General features: G+C 71.5%; 18 protein-coding genes. 7 read left to right on the forward strand and 11 right to left on the reverse strand.

Annotated features, from left to right (window positions below; genetic code table 11):
* Positions 1 to 16 precede the first annotated feature (16 nt).
* Positions 17 to 802, reverse strand: coding sequence for a glucosamine-6-phosphate deaminase (nagB, locus tag ACFZBB_RS16010; protein WP_391122370.1), 786 nt, complete (start codon positions 800 to 802; stop codon positions 17 to 19).
* 133 nt (positions 803 to 935) lie between these two features.
* Here nagB and ACFZBB_RS16015 point away from each other — a divergent pair, with 133 nt between their 5' ends.
* On the forward strand, positions 936 to 2,012 hold the full coding sequence (locus ACFZBB_RS16015; RefSeq protein ID WP_391122373.1) for an SIS domain-containing protein: 1,077 nt from the start codon (positions 936 to 938) through the stop codon (positions 2,010 to 2,012).
* A gap of 1,196 nt (positions 2,013 to 3,208) precedes the next feature.
* Complete coding sequence (locus ACFZBB_RS16020) at positions 3,209 to 4,657, forward strand: histidine kinase N-terminal domain-containing protein (protein WP_355347416.1); 1,449 nt, start codon at positions 3,209 to 3,211, stop codon at positions 4,655 to 4,657.
* A gap of 134 nt (positions 4,658 to 4,791) precedes the next feature.
* Here the strand turns inward: ACFZBB_RS16020 and ACFZBB_RS16025 are convergent, their stop codons facing one another.
* Complete coding sequence (locus ACFZBB_RS16025) at positions 4,792 to 5,049, reverse strand: WhiB family transcriptional regulator (RefSeq protein ID WP_031520293.1); 258 nt, start codon at positions 5,047 to 5,049, stop codon at positions 4,792 to 4,794.
* Between the two features lie 319 nt (positions 5,050 to 5,368).
* Entirely contained in the window at positions 5,369 to 6,337 is a 969-nt protein-coding gene (locus tag ACFZBB_RS16030; RefSeq protein WP_391122376.1) for a diacylglycerol kinase family protein, read from the reverse strand.
* A gap of 48 nt (positions 6,338 to 6,385) precedes the next feature.
* Between ACFZBB_RS16030 and ACFZBB_RS16035 the strand changes: the two genes are divergently transcribed.
* On the forward strand, positions 6,386 to 6,907 hold the full coding sequence (locus ACFZBB_RS16035) for a hypothetical protein (protein ID WP_391122379.1): 522 nt from the start codon (positions 6,386 to 6,388) through the stop codon (positions 6,905 to 6,907).
* A 99-nt stretch (positions 6,908 to 7,006) separates the two neighbouring features.
* Here ACFZBB_RS16035 and ACFZBB_RS16040 read toward each other — a convergent pair whose 3' ends face one another.
* The 5 genes from ACFZBB_RS16040 to ACFZBB_RS16060 all read right to left on the reverse strand — a co-directional run bounded on the left by ACFZBB_RS16040 (position 7,007) and on the right by ACFZBB_RS16060 (position 11,077).
* Positions 7,007 to 8,005: a SigB/SigF/SigG family RNA polymerase sigma factor gene (locus ACFZBB_RS16040; RefSeq protein WP_391122382.1), complete on the reverse strand. Its 999-nt coding sequence runs from the start codon at positions 8,003 to 8,005 to the stop codon at positions 7,007 to 7,009.
* 228 nt (positions 8,006 to 8,233) lie between these two features.
* A complete protein-coding gene (locus ACFZBB_RS16045; protein ID WP_188283433.1) occupies positions 8,234 to 8,647 on the reverse strand; it encodes an anti-sigma regulatory factor in 414 nt (137 codons plus the stop codon).
* 196 nt (positions 8,648 to 8,843) lie between these two features.
* Positions 8,844 to 9,392 carry a GNAT family N-acetyltransferase gene (locus tag ACFZBB_RS16050; RefSeq protein ID WP_391122385.1) on the reverse strand — a complete coding sequence of 183 codons (549 nt, stop codon included), beginning with the start codon at positions 9,390 to 9,392 and terminating at the stop codon, positions 8,844 to 8,846.
* A gap of 9 nt (positions 9,393 to 9,401) precedes the next feature.
* Positions 9,402 to 10,136, reverse strand: coding sequence for an AAA family ATPase (locus ACFZBB_RS16055; RefSeq protein WP_391122388.1), 735 nt, complete (start codon positions 10,134 to 10,136; stop codon positions 9,402 to 9,404).
* Positions 10,133 to 11,077, reverse strand: coding sequence for a pyridoxal-phosphate dependent enzyme (locus ACFZBB_RS16060; protein ID WP_391122391.1), 945 nt, complete (start codon positions 11,075 to 11,077; stop codon positions 10,133 to 10,135). Before ACFZBB_RS16060 ends, ACFZBB_RS16055 begins: the two co-directional genes overlap by 4 nt.
* A gap of 126 nt (positions 11,078 to 11,203) precedes the next feature.
* Here ACFZBB_RS16060 and ACFZBB_RS16065 point away from each other — a divergent pair, with 126 nt between their 5' ends.
* The gene (locus ACFZBB_RS16065; protein ID WP_391122395.1) at positions 11,204 to 12,121 is read left to right on the forward strand and encodes an SIS domain-containing protein; all 918 of its coding nucleotides are present in this window, start codon (positions 11,204 to 11,206) and stop codon (positions 12,119 to 12,121) included.
* Between the two features lie 301 nt (positions 12,122 to 12,422).
* Here the strand turns inward: ACFZBB_RS16065 and ACFZBB_RS16070 are convergent, their stop codons facing one another.
* Positions 12,423 to 14,447, reverse strand: a complete 2,025-nt coding sequence (locus tag ACFZBB_RS16070; protein WP_391122398.1) for an N-acetylmuramoyl-L-alanine amidase — start codon at positions 14,445 to 14,447, stop codon at positions 12,423 to 12,425.
* 231 nt (positions 14,448 to 14,678) lie between these two features.
* On the opposite strand from ACFZBB_RS16070, the gene ACFZBB_RS16075 reads away from it, so the two are divergent.
* Together ACFZBB_RS16075 and trxA are read left to right on the forward strand one after the other, a co-directional pair.
* On the forward strand, positions 14,679 to 15,098 hold the full coding sequence (locus ACFZBB_RS16075) for a MerR family transcriptional regulator (protein WP_391122401.1): 420 nt from the start codon (positions 14,679 to 14,681) through the stop codon (positions 15,096 to 15,098).
* Positions 15,095 to 15,430, forward strand: a complete 336-nt coding sequence (trxA, locus tag ACFZBB_RS16080; protein ID WP_391122405.1) for a thioredoxin — start codon at positions 15,095 to 15,097, stop codon at positions 15,428 to 15,430. The genes ACFZBB_RS16075 and trxA overlap by 4 nt, the downstream gene beginning before the upstream one ends.
* A gap of 248 nt (positions 15,431 to 15,678) precedes the next feature.
* Here the strand turns inward: trxA and sodN are convergent, their stop codons facing one another.
* Entirely contained in the window at positions 15,679 to 16,074 is a 396-nt protein-coding gene (sodN, locus tag ACFZBB_RS16085; protein ID WP_355347273.1) for a superoxide dismutase, Ni, read from the reverse strand.
* A gap of 140 nt (positions 16,075 to 16,214) precedes the next feature.
* Here sodN and sodX point away from each other — a divergent pair, with 140 nt between their 5' ends.
* Positions 16,215 to 16,640, forward strand: coding sequence for a nickel-type superoxide dismutase maturation protease (gene sodX / locus ACFZBB_RS16090; RefSeq protein WP_391122408.1), 426 nt, complete (start codon positions 16,215 to 16,217; stop codon positions 16,638 to 16,640).
* On the opposite strand, the gene ACFZBB_RS16095 is transcribed toward sodX, so the two are convergent.
* Positions 16,544 to 17,176, reverse strand: coding sequence for a CGNR zinc finger domain-containing protein (locus ACFZBB_RS16095; RefSeq protein WP_391122411.1), 633 nt, complete (start codon positions 17,174 to 17,176; stop codon positions 16,544 to 16,546). The two genes, sodX and ACFZBB_RS16095, sit on opposite strands and share 97 nt — an antisense overlap.
* Between the last annotated feature and the right edge of the window lie 34 nt (positions 17,177 to 17,210).

Raw genomic sequence — 17,210 nt, forward strand, 5'->3', positions numbered from 1 at the left:
GCGCTCTGTCGCGTTCCTAGATGCCCTGCCAGGCGGGCTTGGCCGCGAAGGTGGCGCGGAAGTACGGGGCCAGCTTCAGCTTGGAGGCGGCGGCCTCGTCCACGACCACGGTGGCGTGCGGGTGGAGCTGGAGCGCCGAGGCGGGAACGACGGCGGCGACGGGCCCCTCGACGGTCTGCGCGACGGCCTCCGCCTTGCCCTCGCCGGTGGCGAGCAGCACCAGGTGCCGGGCCTCCAGGATGGTGCCGATGCCCTGCGTGATCACGTGGTGCGGCACCTGCTCGATGTCGCCGTCGAAGAAGCGGGCGTTGTCGACCCTGGTCTGCTCGGTGAGCGTCTTGATCCGCGTCCTGGAGGCGAGCGACGAGCAGGGCTCGTTGAAGCCGATGTGCCCGTCGGTGCCGATCCCCAGGAGCTGGAGGTCGACGCCGCCGGCCGCGGCCAGCGCCGCGTCGTACGCCTCGCAGGCGGCCTGCACGTCGTCGGCGGCCCCGTCGGGCCCCATGAAGGACTTCTCCGACAGCCCCAGCGGCTCCACGACCTCCCGCAGCACGACCGAGCGGTACGACTCCGGGTGGCCGGTGGGCAGGCCGACGTACTCGTCGAGCTGGCAGACGCGGGCACGGGCCGCGTCGACGGCGCCCGAGCGGACCTTCGCCGCCAGCGCCTCGTAGATGGGCAGCGGGGTGGATCCGGTGGCCACGCCGAGCAGAGCGTCCGGCTTGCGGCGCAGCAGCGCGGCCATGGCCTCCGCGATCAGCTCGCCGCCTGCCGCGGCGTCCGGGACGATGACAACTTCCACGCTGGGCCTGCCGTTCTGGAGGGGACTGTGTGGTATAGACCAATCTAGCAGAGCAGGGCCCCGCCGGCGGTGCGCCGGGGCACCTCATGTGGTCGACTGTGAGGGTTCTGTCGGACGACGGGAGGCCCTGGAGATGTCAGGTTTCACAACATCCCCGGACCAGCGGCGCGGCCGTCCCGGCTGGATCATGTCCGGCGAGATGGCCGAGCAGCCCGCGGTACTGCGCCGCATCCTGGCCGACGGCGCCCCCGCCGTCCGCGCCACCGCCGAGGCCATCGCCGCCCGCCGCCCCCGCTTCGTCCTGCTCAGCGCCCGCGGCACCTCCGACAACGCGGCGCTCTACGCCAAGTACCTCATCGAGATCCGCCTCGGCCTGCCCTGCGGCCTCACCTCGATGTCCACCACGACCGCCTACGGCGCGAAGCCGCACTTCGACGACGTCCTGCTGATCACCGTCAGCCAGTCCGGCGGCTCGCCCGACCTCACCGCCTCCACCGCGGCCGCCCGCGCGGCCGGGGCGATCACCCTCGCCGTCACCAACAACGCCGACTCGCCGCTCGCCGAGGTCTCCGAATTCCACCTGGACCTCCTGGCGGGCCCCGAGAAGGCGCTGCCCGCCACCAAGACCTACACCGCGGAGCTGCTGGTCCTCTACCTCCTCGTGGAGGGCCTGCGCGGCGGCGACGGCGCCCCCGCCGCCGCCCTGCCCGACCTGGCCGAGCAGGTCCTCGCCCGCGGCGACGAGGTCCGCGACCTCGCGCACCGCTACCGCTTCGCCCAGCGCATGGTCCTCACCTCACGCGGCTACGGCTACCCGACCGCCAAAGAGGCCGCCCTCAAGATGATGGAGACCAGCTACATCCCCGCGCTCGCCTACTCCGGCGCCGACCTGCTGCACGGGCCCCTCGCCATGGTCGACAACATCTCGCCCGTCATCGCCATCGTCACCGAGGGCCGCGGCGGCCAGGCCCTCCAGCCCGTCCTCGACCGCCTCCGCGGCCGCGGCGCCGACCTCGTCGTCATCGGCCCCCACCCCCACGTCACCGCCGCCTCCGGCGGCTTCGCCCTCCCCACCGCCGGCCTCCCCGAAGAGCTCCAGCCCCTTCTCGAGATCCTCCCCCTCCAAAAACTCGCCCACGAGGTCACCCTCGCCCGCGGCCAAGACCCCGACGCCCCCCGCGCGATGTCCAAAATCACCCAAACCCACTAGCGCCCCTCCGGGGCAGGGTTCGCCGTCGAGCCGCGCCCGCACGTGGGGGCTGCGCCCCTACGGCACCGCTGCGCGTGCGGCTGCGCCGCCAGTTCACGGCTGCGCGGTGGGATATGCCGCTGGGGTGCACCTGCGCGAGGGACTGCGCCCCTGGGCCACGGCTGCGCGAGGTGGGTTCGCGCCGGGGCACGGCTGCGCTGGGGGCTGAGCCGCCGGGGTGCGTTTGCGCGAGGGACTGAGCCCCTGGGTCACGGCTGCGTGAGGTGGGTTCGCGCCGGGGCACGGCTGCGCTGGGGGCTGAGCCGCCGGGGTGCGTTTGCGCGAGGGACTGAGCCCCTGGGCCACGGCTGCGCGAGGTGGGTTCGCGCCGGGGCACGGCTGCGCTGGGGGCTGCGCCCCTGGGTCACGGCTGCGCGAGGTGGGTTCGCGCCGCGGCACGGCTGCGCTGGGGGCTGCGCCCCTGGGGTGCGTTTGCGCGTGGGGCTGCGCCCCTGGGTCACGGCTGCGCGAGGGACTGAGCCCCTGGGTCACGGCTGTGCGAGGTGGGTTCGCCGGTAGCCGGCGAGCCAAAGGGCGCGCCGGTGTTGAAAGGGAGAACGCGCACAGAGAGCGAGGAACGAGCGAACGAGCACGATCGACTGTCGACACCGGATCTAAGCGCCCGGAGGCGAGAGGGCGGCAATAAAAAGGGAATGACGGCGCCCCCACAAAAGACGGCTCCCACCCACGCCCCACAAAAGAGCCCCCCGCCCACAAAAGAGCCCCCCAAAAAAACCCACGGGCCGCGGTGCGCAGCGGGGACCCTCAACCCCGCCGGCACCGCAGCCCGGAGCAGCCGTCGGCGCCTGGCCGGCGGGGTGTGCGGTTCCCCCCGGCGCGATGGGCCGACCTTGAGGTCAGGGCGTAGTCAGGGCAGAGAACGCCTTGCCTCGGTCCGTCCTCCTGTGCGGGGAGGACGGAGGTCTGATGCCACGCGCGTACGCGACACACGAGGTGTCACGTTCGACGCGCGGTACGCGCCACGCGTGGTGTCACGCTTCATTGTGGACTAGACCATTCGGCCTTGTCTACGGTTCCCGGCGAGGCTTCCTCGCCAGGCCCCCGGCGGGTCGATGCACCCTCCAGCGAAATCATCTCCGAAAACGGCTCGTCCCGCACCCCCCTCCCCGGCCGGTACGCTCACAGGCGTGCCCTCCATGAACGACCTCGTACGCGAGCACACGGCCCTCGACGACTCCGACCTCGAATGGCTGCATCTGCTCGTCTCGGAGTGGCAGCTGCTCTCCGACCTGTCCTTCGCCGACCTCGTGCTGTGGGTCCCCACCCGCGACGGCACCCGGTATGTGTCCGTCGCGCAGATGCGGCCGAACACCGGGCCGACCTCGTACCAGGACGACATGGTCGGCCACCTGGTGCCGCGCGGGCGGCGTCCGCTGCTGGACATGGCGCTCGACGAGGGCCGTATCGTCCGCGAGGGCGACCCGGAGTGGCGCGAGGAGGTGCCCGTACGGGTCGAGTCGATCCCGGTACGCCGTGACGGCCGGGTCCTCGGGGTGATCGCGCGCAACACCAACCTGCTGACCGTACGCACCCCCAGCCGCCTCGAACTCACCTACTTGCAGAGCGCCAGCGACCTGGCCCAGATGATCGCCCAGGGCGCTTTCCCGTTCCCGGCCGAACAGGTCGACATGGACGCCTCGCCGCGCGCCGGTGACGGGCTGATCAGGCTGGACGCGGACGGACTCGTGCAGTACGCCAGCCCCAACGCCCTGTCGGCGTACCACCGGCTGGGCCTGGCGGCCGACCTGGTCGGCCACCACCTGGGCAAGGCCACCGCGGAACTGGCCCCGGCCCGCGGCCCGGTGGACGAGGCGCTGGTGAAGCTGGCCAGCGGCTGGGCGCCGCGCGAATTCGAGGTCGAGGGCGGCGACGGCGTCATCCAGCTGCGCGCGATCCCGCTCAAGCCCAAGGGCGTCCACACCGGTTCGCTGGTGCTGCTGCGGGACGTGACGGAACTGCGCCGCCGCGAGCGCGAGTTGATGACCAAGGACGCCACCATCCGGGAGATCCACCACCGGGTGAAGAACAACCTCCAGACGGTCGCCGCGCTGCTGCGCCTCCAGGCCCGCCGGATGGACTCCGACAACGCCCGTGAGGCGCTGGAGGAGGCGGTCCGCCGGGTCGGGTCGATCGCCATCGTGCACGAGACGCTCTCCCAGACCCTGGACGAGCGGGTCGAGTTCGACGAGATCGCCGACCGCGTGCTGTCGATGGTCGCGGAGATCTCACCCGGCCGGGTCACCCCGCGCCGTACCGGCCGGTTCGGCATCCTGACCGCCGAGATCGCCACTCCGCTGTCGATGGTCCTGACCGAACTGCTCCAGAACGCGCTCGAACACGGCTTCGGACCGGGGGAGTCGGGCACGGTGGACGTCACCGCCACCCGCGGCCGGGAGCGGATCACCATCTCGGTGCAGGACGACGGCCGGGGCCTGCCCGACGGCTTCGACGCCCAGGAAGCGGGCAACCTCGGCCTCCAGATCGTCCGCACCCTCGTGGTCGGCGAACTGGGCGGCACCTTCGACATGGTCCCCGCCGAGCCGCGCGGCACCCGCGTCGTCCTCGAACTGCCCCTGGAGAGCTGAGAGTTCGCCCTTCCTTCCGTGAGGGCACAGCAAAGGACCCCGACCTGGAAGGTCGGGGTCCTTCATGATGCTGTGTGCTGCGCGTGTTGGTGGGTGCTGCGCGCTGCGGCTCGGGGGGAAGGGGTAAGTGCGCGTCAGGCGCTGGCGTTGCGGGCCCGGTTGCGAGCGGCGCGGCGCTTCATCGCGCGGCGCTCGTCCTCGCTGAGGCCACCCCAGACACCGGCGTCCTGGCCACTCTCCAGCGCCCACTGCAGGCACTGCTCCATGACGGGGCAGCGGCGGCAGACGGCCTTGGCTTCCTCGATCTGCAGCAGCGCAGGACCGGTGTTGCCGATAGGGAAGAAGAGCTCGGGGTCTTCCTCGCGGCAAACGGCGCGGTGACGCCAGTCCATGGCTGCTCCAACTCCTTGTGTGACAAGCACGTTGCTTGTGAATGTGAACGCTTTCACGAATCCCTACGCAGGCAACGGGACGCCGCCCAGTCTTCACTGGTGCTGGTCCCGCTGAGTGAGGTAGAAGATTCGGGCTCTCAAGGGGGTCGTTGTCAGACCGTCCCGAGCGCCACCTAGAGACTCGCAAACCTCGGCTGGAGATACAACCCCTTCAGAGAAGTTTTTTTGGATTCCTCGGTGTCGCCTCAGTCACAGCCGTACTTCCATGGGGTGCAGGGCAGTCTAAACGTTCGAGTAAAAGGACTTTAGGCTCTTCGACTTACACAATCACACGCAGTGCACGGCGTACGCCTGTGAAGGTCGCGCTCGTTCGCAGCCCCAGGTGGTCACCGTCCACCTGGAAGGGCAGTGCCGCCTGCGATTGCAAGGTGAAGTCGGTCAGGTCGTGGAGCGCCAGCGCGTTCTTCCCGTGCGGTCCCCGCTCCGGAGTGGAACGGAGCAATTGCGCCGAGTAACGCGTGGCAGAGGCCATGGACATCTTTGTCACGCCCAGCAGATCGAGGGCGGTGTCGAAGGACGCGCCGGGGGAGGCGTACACCGGCCTGTTCCCGAGATAGGTCCACGGCGAGGTGTTGCAGATTATCGCCATCGCGAGCCCCGACACCGGTTCGCCGTCCGGGCGTTGCAACGAGATCGTGCCGTGCCTGCGGTGCGGATCGGCCAGAAACTGACGTGCGACCTGGCGCAAATACAGCGCGTGAGTGGAGCGCTTGCCCAACTCCCGCTGCTGTTCGACCCGTCCGACCACCCCGGCGTCGAACCCCAGACCCGCGCAGAAGGTGAACCAGCGCGGCGGCACCCCTTCGTCCTCGGTGCCCGGCGTCCCGCTCACCAGACCGAGCCCCACCGTCCGCGAGGCCCCCTCGCGCATCGCGTCCAGCAGCGCGCCGGTCGCCTCCACCGCGTCGTTGGGCAGCCCGAGCGCCCGCGCGAAGACATTGGTGGACCCGCCGGGCACCACCGCGAGCTGCGGCAGCGCCTCCGGGTCGGGGCCGTGGTGCAGCAGTCCGTTCACCACCTCGTTGACCGTGCCGTCGCCGCCGAGGGCGACCACCAGGCCCACCTCGCCGCCTTCCGCGGCCCGCCGCGCGAGGTCCCGCGCGTGCCCGCGGTACTCGGTCGTCGCGACGTCCAGCTTGAGGTCGCTCGCCAGTGCGGTACTGATCACATCACGCACCCGCGCGCTGGTGGTGGTGGCGGCAGGGTTGACCACGAGGAGAGCGCGCATGGTCGACAGCGTACCTACCGTCTGGTACAGCGGGCTACGCTGGCCGGTGTGAGCCAGCCCTCGAAGAAGACGCGGAAGCCGCCTCAGCGGGTGGCGGAGAAGATGCAGAAGTTCGTGCCGCCGATGCGCGAACAGCCCACCGAGCGCGAGCGGGAGGCAGCCGCCGCCGCGAAGGCCGCCGCGGACGCGGACGCGGGACCGCCGCCGCTGCGGCTGACCGCCGCTGCCGGCGTCGCCGCCGTGGAGGGCCTGGCCGTGGTCGCGTGGGGCGTCACGATGTTCTTCGGCGGCTCGGGCAAGGCCGTGCTCGCCGGGCTGCTCGTCCTCGTCCTCGCGGGCTTCCCGCTCGGCGCCGCGTACGGGCTGCGCAAGGCCCGCCGGTGGAGCCGCGGACCCGCGCTGATCATCCAGCTCCTGTCGCTGCCGATCGCCTGGACGCTGCTGCACAGCGACGGCGGCGGCTTCGTCGCGGGCGGCGCGGTCCTGGGCGCCCTCGCTCTGACCTGCCTCGTCCTCCTGGCCCACCCGGCCACCACGGACGCCCTGGGAATGAGCCGCACGTCGTCCTGACGGTCCGCGCGTCCTGACGGTCTGCGGCCCCCCTCTCGCGGACGTGCGGGTCCCGGTCGCCCGGGCGGGCCTGGTCGTCGGCCGCCCGGCCGGCGAGCGTTACTCCTCGATCAGCAGCTTGTCCCGGAGCTGGGCCAGGGTGCGGGCCAGCAGACGCGAGACGTGCATCTGCGAGATGCCGACCTCCTGGGCGATCTGCGACTGGGTCATGTTGCCGAAGAAGCGCAGCAGCAGAATCGTCTTCTCGCGCGGCGGGAGCTGTTCCAGCAGCGGCTTGAGGGATTCGCGGTACTCCACGCCCTCCAGCGCCTCGTCCTCGGAGCCGAGGGTGTCGGCGACGGCCGGCGACTCGTCGTCGGTGTCCGGGACGTCCAGGGACAGCGTGCTGTAGGCGTTGGCGGACTCCAGGCCCTCCAGCACCTCCTCCTCGGAGATCTTCAGGTGCTCGGCCAGTTCATGCACCGTCGGCGCCCGCCCGTGCCGCTGGGACAGCTCACCGGTCGCGGTCGTCAGCGCCAGCCGCAGCTCCTGGAGGCGGCGCGGCACCCGTACCGCCCAGCCCTTGTCCCTGAAGTGACGTTTGATCTCGCCGACCACGGTGGGGGTCGCGTACGTGGAGAACTCCACGCCGCGGTCCACGTCGAACCGGTCGACGGACTTGATCAGCCCGATCGTGGCCACCTGCGTCAGGTCGTCCAGCGGCTCACCGCGGTTGCGGAACCGCCGGGCCAGGTGCTCGACCAGCGGCAGATGCATCCGTACGAGCTGATTGCGCAGCTCCGCGCGCTCGTTGGAGCCCTCGGGGAGCTTGCTCAGCTCGACGAAAAGGGCGCGGGCACCCGCCCGGTCGTGCGGGTCGTGCGCCTCCCGCTGCTCCTCGCGGTCGGATTCCCGGTCGGCTTCCGCGTCGGACCGGGGCTCCGCCTCCTGGCGCGCGGAGGGCCCGGCCGGCTCCGCCTGCTGCTCCGGCGGCGCGTCCCGTCGCTCGGGCGGCTCGGGCTGTCCGGGCCGCTCCGGCTGCTCGCGCTGGTCCTGCTGCTCCATGGGGTCCGCCTGCTCCGCCTGCTCCGCCTGCTGCGCCGCGTCCATTCCGTCCATACGGTCGTCCGTGCGGGTCTCCCCGCCGGGTTCGGGGTGCTGCCTGGCCGTGTGCCGCCGCCCGGCCGGCCCCGCGGGATCCGGTTGGGCCGGTACGGAGGCGCGGCCGTGCACCGCGGGCGACCGACGCGCGTCGTGCGCGTCGTCGTGGCCCGTGGGCGTGCCGGGGTCTTCACCCCGGGATAGCTCAGCACTCATGGCGATTCCCCGTCTTCCCGCACGCGAGAGTCACGACAGCCCTGGACCGGCGCCGCGCTTCTTGTGGAGGCTGATGCTGACGGTCTTGTCCTCGGCGACGGTGGAGTCCACCTCGCCGGCCAGTGCCGACAGCACCGTCCACGCGAAGGTGTCCCGCTCCGGCGCCCTGCCGTCGGTGGTGGGCGCGGAGACGGTCACCCACAACGAGTCCCCGACGAGCCGGAAGACACAGCTCAGCACGGACCCGGGGACGGCTTGCTGCAACAGGATCGCGCACGCCTCGTCCACGGCGATCCGCAGATCCTCGATCTCGTCGAGGGTGAAGTCCAGCCGTGCCGCGAGTCCGGCCGTGGCCGTGCGCAGCACTGACAGATAGGCTCCCGCCGCGGGCAGCCGGACCTCGACGAAGTCCTTCGACCCGGGCTCGCCTGCGATCTGGGACACCCTCACCTCCACGGTGGCACACAGTGATTGCTCTGGTTCGCAGCGACGCTATCGCGATCCGTACCCCGCTGTCGCCCGGACGGCGCACGGTAGGGGAACGGTACGGTATCCGTATCTCTGTCACCCATGGTAAGCGCACGAGCACGGACTGTGGGTAGTGGTCTGCCGACTCAATTCGCATGAGAATCCGCCCGGTTCACCGAGCGTGCGCCAGCGCGGCCAGTTCGGCCAGCGCCGGGCCGGAAAGCCGCTGTACGGTCCACTCGTCCTGCGGGCGGGCGCCGATGGAGCGGTAGACGCCCAGCGCCTTCTCGTTCCAGTCGAGGACCGCCCACTCGAAGCGCTCGTAGCCGCGCTCCACGCAGACCGCCGCGAGCGCGGCCAGCAGCGCCTTGCCGTGCCCGCCGCCGCGCGCCTGCGGGCGTACATACAGATCCTCCAGGTAGAGGCCGGGGGTGCCGGTCCAGGTGGAGAAGTTCCGGAACCACAGTGCGAAACCGACCACGGTGCCCGCGCCCGAGTCCGAGCCCGCGCCCTCGCTTGAGTCCTCGCCCGCACCGTCCGCCACGGGCTCCACGGGCTCCTCGGCGATCAGCGCGTGCGCCACCGCGTCGGGACCGAACAGGGCCGCGTGCAACTGCTCCTCCGTGGCCCGCGCCTCCTCCAGCGCCCGCTCGTACTCGGCGAGTTCGCGGATCAGCGCGTGGATCACGGGGACGTCGTCCGGGGTCGCGGTGCGGATCATGCCACCAGGTTACGGCTCGATGATGTGACGCAGGTAAGCGCGGGGGTCGGCCAGATAGCGACGCCAGTGGTCGACGATCGCCAGGTCCTCCCAGGCCGTCTCGCGCACACCGCGCTCGCCCACCTCCAGGATGGCCGCCTCGGGTGTCGCGGTGAGCAGCGGGGAGTGGGTGGCGCAGATGATCTGCGCGCCGGAGCGGCCCAACTCGTGCATGAGGCCCACCAGGTGCAGACAGGCCGTGAACGACAGCGCGGACTCCGGCTCGTCCAGCACGTACAGGCCCACCGGGTGGCTGAAGCGCTCCCGGAAGGCGAGCAGGAAGCCCTCGCCGTGGCTCATGGACTCCACCGGCAGGAATTCGCGGCCGAGCGCGTCCATCGCGGTCTCGGCGCGCAGGAAGAAGCCGCGGCGGCCGATACGCGGGCCGCCGAGCATCCGGCCGCCCGCCGCCGTGGTGTCGAAGCGGATGCGCTCGCCGAGCGGGGAGCGGGGGCGGTCCGAGACGTAGCGGTAGCCCGCCCGGCCGCCGTGCGGGTCGAGGCCGAAGCCCTCGGCGATGGCCTCGACCAGCGTGGACTTGCCCGAGCCGTTCTCACCGACCAGGAAGGTGACGGGCGCGGTGAAGCGCAGCCCGTCGCGCAGCAGCCCGGCGACGGCAGGGACCGACCACGGCCAGCGGTCCCTGCGGAACTCGTCGTCGCCCTCGGCGGCGGGGATGTGCGCGTACGCCCTCTCGATGATCATCCGGTCCCTCCGGGGCCGGTGCCCGTGATCACCGCGGCCACCCGGGTGCCCGGCGGGAAGACGCCCTCCTCGGCCAGGGTGTGGACGCCGTGCAGCATCTTCGCCACGTAGACCGGCTCGGGGCGCAGACGGTGCCGGACGGCGAAGTCGGCGGTGAAGGCGTCGAGTTCGGGGGTGGTACGGGCGTATCCGCCGTGGTGGAAGCGGTCGTCGAGGCGCCACCGGCCGCGTCGCCCGCCGAACGCCTCCTCCTGGAGCCGCAGCACCTCGGCGGCGAGGAAGCCGCCGCCGCGCAGGACGGGGAAGCCGATCGCCTCCGCCCGGCCGAGCCCGGCCGCGAGCCCGGCCAGGGTGCCGCCGGTGCCGACGGCGACCGCCACCACGTCGGCTTCGCCGTCCAGCTCGCGCCCCAGCTCGGCGGCGCCGACGGCCGCCAGCGCGTTGCTGCCGCCCTCGGGCAGCACATAGGCGGGCCCGAACCGGTCGGTGAGGGCGGCCAGCGTCTCGGGCTCGGCCTTGCGGCGGTACGTGGCCCGGTCGACGAATTCCAGCCGCATCCCGTCGGCCGCGGCACGTGCCAGGGAGGGGTTGAGCGGCCGGTCGGCCAGTTCGTCGCCGCGCACGACGCCGACGGTGCGGAAACCGAGCAGGCGACCGGCCGCCGCCGTCGCCCGCAGGTGGTTGGAGTAGGCGCCGCCGAAGGTGAGCAGCGTGGTGTGCCCGGCCTCGGCCGCCGCGGCCAGATTCAGCCGCAGCTTGCGGTATTTGTTGCCCGGCAGGTCGGGGTGGATCAGGTCGTCCCGCTTGAGCGCGAGCCGCACCCCGCGGGCGGCCAGGCGCTCGTCCGCCACCTCGACGAGCGGCGACGGCAGTCGGGCGTCCAGCGGGTCGGCGGCACCGGAGCCGGCGGATTCCGGGGCGGCGGGCGGCGGAAGGGTCACGTCGACATTGTCACCCGGACGTGTGACATTCGCCGGGGCGGCCGGGTGCCGCGACGATCCCCTGACGGCACAAGAGAATCCTCCCGGCAGGTCCCACGCGGAGGATTCACGGTGCATTCTTTCCCCGTGCACGAAAAAGTCCCGGGACGACCGGCCACCAGAGCAGCCAGCGTCACTGCGGCCAGTGACGCCGGTGACGCGCTCACCGCCACGGTGCGGGGGCTGCTGCCCTCGCTCACCCCGGCCGCCGCCAGGATCGCCTCGCTGATCGTGGAGGATCCGGCGCAGGTCGCGCGCAGCACGATCTCCGAGCTGAGCGCCCTGGCGGGCACCAGTGAGTCGTCGATCGTCCGCACCGCGCGGGCGCTGGGCTTCGCCGGATACCCCGAGCTGCGGCTGGCACTGGCCGCGTCCGCCGCCCGGCAGGCGCCGCGCTCCACGCTGACCTCCGGGATCACCGAGGACGACTCGCCCGCCGAGGTGATCGCCAAGCTCGTGCACACCGAGTCGCAGGCGGTGCTGGAGACCGCCACGCAGCTCGATCCCGAGCAACTCGCGGGCGCAGTCAAGGCCGTCTGCGGCGGAGGGCAACTGCACATAGCCGGGGTCGGGGCGTCCGGCCTCGTCGCCCAGGACCTCCAGCAGAAGCTCGCGCGTATCGGGCGGCCCTGTCACGCCCACGGCGACTCCCAGTCGGCGCTCACCAGCGCCGTGCTCCTGGGGGCGGGGGACGTCTTCCTCGCCGTCTCGCACTCCGGCGAGAGCCGTGACGTCCTCGCGCCGCTGCGGCGCGCCGCCGCTGAGGGCGCGACGACCGTGGTGATCACCAACCACCCGCTGTCCACCGCCGCCCGGCTCGCCGATTTCATTCTCGTCTCGGCGGGCCGGGAGACGACGTTCCGCCCCGGCGCCATGGCCAGCCGCATCAGCCAACTGGTCGTCGTCGACTGCTTCTTCGTCTGCGTCGCCCAGCGCACCTTCGACACATCCAGCCACGCCCTGCGCGTCACACACGCCGCCCTGGAGGGCGACCGCACCGGCTGACGCCGGGGGTGCCACCCGCCCCGCCGGGCCAGTCCGGCGGTGTCCGGACCACCCGCCGGTGGTGGGTTGTCCGCGCAGTTCCTCCCCCAGCCTTCGGCCGGGAGGGGAACTGCGCGCTCAGCCGCGGCGCTCCCGCAGGTCACCACCCGCCCCGGCGGGGCAGTTCGGTGGTCTCCGGACCACCGGCCGGTGGGGGCTGGTGGCGCAGTTCTCCGCGCCCCTGAAAAGCCCGGCTTGCCCGGACGGGGAACTGCGCGCTCAGACACGGCGGGCTGCAAGCCCTGTGGCACCGGGCCGGAGGCTAAGAGGCTGGGATGACGTCGACGTCGGCCGCGTTCACGAAGGCGACGCGGTGGTTGTAGACGATCTCGTACACCTTGGTCGTGCCGACGAAATCGTGCTGGTCGTACGGGGCGGAGCCGTCGTAGTAGATGGCGAAGTAGGAGTCGGTGTACTCGGCGGGGCCGGCGGAGACGTAGGACTGACCGGCCGGGATGGTGTATTTGGCGCGGGCGAGCTGGGCGCGGGGGGCGACGCCGCCCTCGAAGGCCACGAAGTCCGGCGGGTAGACGGAGGCTTCGGGGTAGGCCGTGGTGTAGACGGGGATGGAGGTCTTCCCGGCCTTGGGGACGATGCGGGACGCCTTCACCGGGACGGTGGCCGGGTGCTGCGCGGAGTCCTGGAGCCAGGCCTCGGTGCCGCCCCACCAGATCGCGGTCCAGCCGGGCCTGCGCTGGGCGACGACGTACTGCTCACCGGCCGGTGCCTTGTCGCCCCAGTCGTTCATCGCGGTGGTGCCCGCGCTGCCGTCCGGGTGCAGATACGGGTCGGCGACCAGCGGCGCGCTCGTGCTGGGCGCGGTGTGGAGCGGTACGAAGCTCGACGGGACGTCGGTGGACGTCACCGGGCAGTCGAAGGCGCGGTACGGGCCGGGGAACTGCTTGTAGCCCTGCACGTCGTCGCAGTACGTGGTGGTCTGCTTGTTGCGCGCGTAGCCCGGCTTGATGGCGACGACGGCGCTGCCCGGCTTGGCGGTCGCATGGATCGGCGCGCCGAGCAGGTCGAAGAAGTGCTCCCAGTCCCAGCCGGGTCCGGGGTCCCAGTGCTGGGTGGCGACGCCGCCCTCGGTGCCGCCGGGGATGTTGTCGTGGCCGAGGATGTGCGCGCGGTCCAGCGGGATGTCGTACTTCGCCGCGAGGTAGCGCACGAGCTGGGCGGTGGAGCGGTACAGGTTCTCGCTGTACCAGCTCGCGCCGTGCGTCGCCCAGCCCTCCTGCTCGATGCCGATCGAGTGCTGGTAGAAGGAGCGGTTCGCGCTGTCCCACGCGATGTCCTTGGTGGGGATCATCTGCGTGACGTGGCCGTCCTGCGAGCGGACGACGTAGTGCGCGCCCGCCGCGTAGGTCGGGTCGCGGAAGAGGTCGAGCGTGCCGTCGTACGTCTCGTCGGTGCTGTGCAGCGTGATGTAGCGGACGTCGAGGTTGCCGTTGGGGCGGTCGGCGAGGTCGTGGCTGCCGTAGTCCCCCAGGTCCGACGGGTCGAGCAGGGTGTACGCGCCGGGTATGAAGTCGCAGTTCAGCGACGTGGGGCACTCCGGCTTGCGGGAGCTCTTGGGCGGAGTGACCTCCTTCAGGCCCAGCTTGCGCACGTCGTCGCGGTTCGGGCGCAGGTGCCCGGTCGGCGCGAGGGTGATGTGCTGGCCGTCCTGCGTGGTGCGGGTCGCGCCGGCGCGCATGGTGTCCCACACGCCGTCGGCGAAGGTCTGCGCGACCTTGTTCTCGGTCGACTGGCTGTAGCGGGCGGCGGCGGCGTACCAGCCGTCGATGTCACGCGGCAGCCTGCCGTGGCCGTAGCCCTTGGCGTACGAGGCGAGCAGCGCGGCGCCGCCGCGGATGTTCAGCGCCTCGTCGCTCTGCACGGCGGCGGTGTCGGTGCCGAGGAGTCCGGCCGCGACGGCCGCGGTGTGCTCGGCCGGGGCCTTCAACAGGTCGGCGTAGCGCGGCGACTGGGTGGTCAGGCCGTCGGCGTCGAGTTCCTTGGTGGTGAGGTTCGTCAGGTTCATCGGGCCGTATCCGGCCTCGGCGTTGGACTGCCCTGCATGTGCCTCCCACCGGGTCTCGTAGAACGACACGGCTTCCAGTACGGGCAGCGGTACGCCGAACTCGTGGGCCGCCGCGGTGAATTCCGCCTGCCGGGCGGTCTGTGGGTCGTCCGCCGTGGCGGAGGTCGTGGTGACGGCGGTCACCGAGAGGCCGGCCAGCAGGGAGAGCGCGGCGGCCACGGTGAGGGTTCTGCGGCTGCGCGGTTGTCTGAGCGGGCGGTGCATCCGTGCTCCTCGCGTGTGCGTGGGTCTGCGTGGTGGGGCTGTCGTCCGGGGGCGTTCGGGGGTGCGGGCATGGCAAAACTGTCGTGGGTACGTCAAGAAACTGCTCCGCGCAGCCTGTCGAGCCCGACTGGCAGTAAGCAACCACCTGGACGTAAATCTTGGAACTTTTTGCCAGCGCGGCCGGAAATCGTCCTGGCCTTGACGCGTACGTCAAGGTCTAACGTCGTCCGTATGCGCATCGGCGAACTCGCGGAACGGGCCGGCACCACCACCCGGACCCTCCGCTACTACGAGTCCCTGGGCCTGCTGCCGCCGGCCGACCGGTCGGGCAACGGGTACCGGTCGTACGACGAGGAGCATCTGCGGCTGCTGGAGCAGATCCGGGTGCTCCAGGACTTCGGCTTCGGCCTGGAGGAGACCCGGCCGTTCGTGGACTGCCTGCGCGCCGGGCACCCGGCGGGGGACACCTGCGCCGCCTCGCTTGAGGTCTACCGGCGCAAGCTCGCCGAGCTGGACGCGGTCGTCGACCGGCTCCAGGAGGTACGGGCCCAGGTCGCCGCCCAGCTCGCCCGCGCGGAGCTGGCGGCCGGGCTGGGGAACGCCGCCGAGCCGATGTGCGAACTGTCCGTCAGTGAAAGGGATTCACCATGACCAGTACCGCCACATCCGTCCCTGCCGTCACCGACGCGACCTTCGCCGCCGAGGTGCTCGGCTCCGAGCTGCCCGTCCTGGTCGACTTCACCGCCGACTGGTGCCCGCCGTGCCGGATGATCGCCCCGGTGCTGGCCGAGATCGCCGCCGAGGAGTCGCACCGGCTGCGGATCGTCCAGCTCGACATCGACACCAACCCGGCGACCCAGGCCGCGTACGGCGTGATGTCGATGCCCACGCTGATGCTTTTCCGCGCGGGCGAGCCGGTCAAGGTGCTGGTCGGCGCGCGCCCCAAGCGGCGGCTGCTCCAGGAGTTGGCCGACGTCCTGTGAGCAGGCGCCCCGAGACAAAAAGCCCCCGTCCGCCGGTACGGGGGACCTGACGGACGGGGACGTTCTGTGATCGTGCCGGTTTCCTCCGGCGCTACATAAGAGTGCGCCCGACGGGGAGATGTGACAGCCCATCACTGTGGCGCACGCCACATTCTTTGGTGATGCCGGGGACTAGAAAAAACGCCCGCGCTCGGCCGTATGGGTGACGGCCGGGCGCGGGCGGTTGACGCTCCGGGGTGAACCGGGGGTCAGGCCTGCTTGGTCTCCCAGAAGATCTTGTCGATCTGGGCGATGTAGTCCAGGGCCTTCTGCCCGGTCGCCGGGTCGTTCGACGCCTTCGCCGCGCTGAGCGCCTTGAGGGTGTCGTTGACGAGCTGGTGCAGCTCCGGGTACTTCTCGAAGTGCGGGGGCTTGAAGTAGTCGCTCCAGAGCACCGAGACGTGGTGCTTGGCCAGCTCCGCGCGCTGCTCCTTGATCAGAACGGCACGGGTGCGGAAGTCCGCGTCCTCGTTGGCCTGGTACTTCTCCTGGACCGCCTTGACGGACTCGGCCTCGATGCGGGCCTGGGCAGGGTCGTATACGCCGCAGGGCAGGTCGCAGTGGGCGCTGACCTTGACCTTGGGCGCGAACAGGCGAGTGAACATGGCTGTCCTTCCTCGTGATCGTCTTTCCACGTGGGAGATTACTCCCTGGGAGAGTCGTTTTCTCGGGTGCCCCAGGTGGCTTAGGACAAAAGTCTGGTGCCACTCTGGAGTCGGTGGAGGAACGAACCAGGAGGCGCAGGATGCGGGAGCAGGGGGCCAGGCTGTCGTGGCAGTTGGTCGAGGTCACTGGTCCGTCGATGGCACCCACGCTGCTGCACGGGGACTGGCTGCTGATCCAGCGGATCGCCAGTGGCGCCGAGCAGGTGCGTGAGGGCGACGTGGTGGTGCTGCGGCACCCGTTGCAGCAGGACCTGCTGATCGTCAAGCGTGCCGTGGAGCGGCGCGGGGGCGGCTGGTGGGTGCTGGGCGACAACACGTTCGTCGAGAACGACAGCCGGGAGTTCGGCGCGGTGCCCGACGAGCTGGTCATGGCGCGTGCGCGGGGCCGGTTCCGGCCACCGGGCGAGGTTCAGCGGTCGGTGGCGGGGGCGGCCTCCTGGGCGGCGTCCTGCGTGCGGCTGCTGCGGCCCGACCGGTCGTTCTCCAGGCGCTTGCGGGCCCGGTAGGCCGCGACGTTGGCGCGGGTGGCGCACCGGTCGGAGCAGTAGCGCCGGGAGCGGTTGGTCGACGTGTCCACGTACGCGTTGCGGCACGGCGCGGCCTCGCAGATGCCGAGCCGGTCGACGCCGAGCGTGGTGAGCTGGACGGCCAGGCCCATGCAGGCGGTGGCCGAGTACGACGCGCCGGCGTTCGCCGCGTGGTCGGCGAGGTGCATGTGCCAGTCGGGGCGTCCCGTGGCGTCGTCCGGATAGTCGTGCCCGGAGATCTGCGGGCTGACCGGGAACTCCAGCATCAGCGCGTTGAGCAGGTCCACCGCCCGGACCTCGTCGCCCTCGTCGGCGGCCTCGAAGATTCCGCGCAGCCGGACGCGGACCGCCCGCAGCCGGGTCACATCGGCGTCGACCGCCCGCGCGGCGGCCTGCGAACCGGCGCCGATCAACTCCCGTACGGCCTCGACCGAGGTCAGCGCGTCCGTGCCGCGCTTGGGCTCCTCGGTGTTCACGAGGCGCACGGCGTATTCCGAGTAATAAGCCAGTTCCACTTGTGGTCCTTACTGGGGGCGGTCTAGGCTCGGT

The organism is Streptomyces sp. NPDC008139 (assembly GCF_042957025.1).
GTDB lineage: Bacteria > Actinomycetota > Actinomycetes > Streptomycetales > Streptomycetaceae > Actinacidiphila.

Excerpts from the sequence above, each read along its gene's own strand:
- ACFZBB_RS16015 (WP_391122373.1), top strand. The coding sequence starts at position 936 with ATGTCAGGTTTCACAACATCCCCGGACCAGCGGCGCGGCCGTCCCGGC.
- ACFZBB_RS16020 (WP_355347416.1), top strand. The coding sequence starts at position 3,209 with ATGAACGACCTCGTACGCGAGCACACGGCCCTCGACGACTCCGACCTC.
- ACFZBB_RS16025 (WP_031520293.1), bottom strand. The coding sequence starts at position 5,049 with ATGGACTGGCGTCACCGCGCCGTTTGCCGCGAGGAAGACCCCGAGCTC.
- ACFZBB_RS16030 (WP_391122376.1), bottom strand. The coding sequence starts at position 6,337 with ATGCGCGCTCTCCTCGTGGTCAACCCTGCCGCCACCACCACCAGCGCG.
- ACFZBB_RS16040 (WP_391122382.1), bottom strand. The coding sequence starts at position 8,005 with ATGGACGGAATGGACGCGGCGCAGCAGGCGGAGCAGGCGGAGCAGGCG.
- ACFZBB_RS16050 (WP_391122385.1), bottom strand. The coding sequence starts at position 9,392 with ATGATCCGCACCGCGACCCCGGACGACGTCCCCGTGATCCACGCGCTG.
- ACFZBB_RS16055 (WP_391122388.1), bottom strand. The coding sequence starts at position 10,136 with ATGATCATCGAGAGGGCGTACGCGCACATCCCCGCCGCCGAGGGCGAC.
- ACFZBB_RS16070 (WP_391122398.1), bottom strand. The coding sequence starts at position 14,447 with ATGCACCGCCCGCTCAGACAACCGCGCAGCCGCAGAACCCTCACCGTG.
- ACFZBB_RS16075 (WP_391122401.1), top strand. The coding sequence starts at position 14,679 with ATGCGCATCGGCGAACTCGCGGAACGGGCCGGCACCACCACCCGGACC.
- trxA (WP_391122405.1), top strand. The coding sequence starts at position 15,095 with ATGACCAGTACCGCCACATCCGTCCCTGCCGTCACCGACGCGACCTTC.
- sodN (WP_355347273.1), bottom strand. The coding sequence starts at position 16,074 with ATGTTCACTCGCCTGTTCGCGCCCAAGGTCAAGGTCAGCGCCCACTGC.
- sodX (WP_391122408.1), top strand. The coding sequence starts at position 16,215 with ATGCGGGAGCAGGGGGCCAGGCTGTCGTGGCAGTTGGTCGAGGTCACT.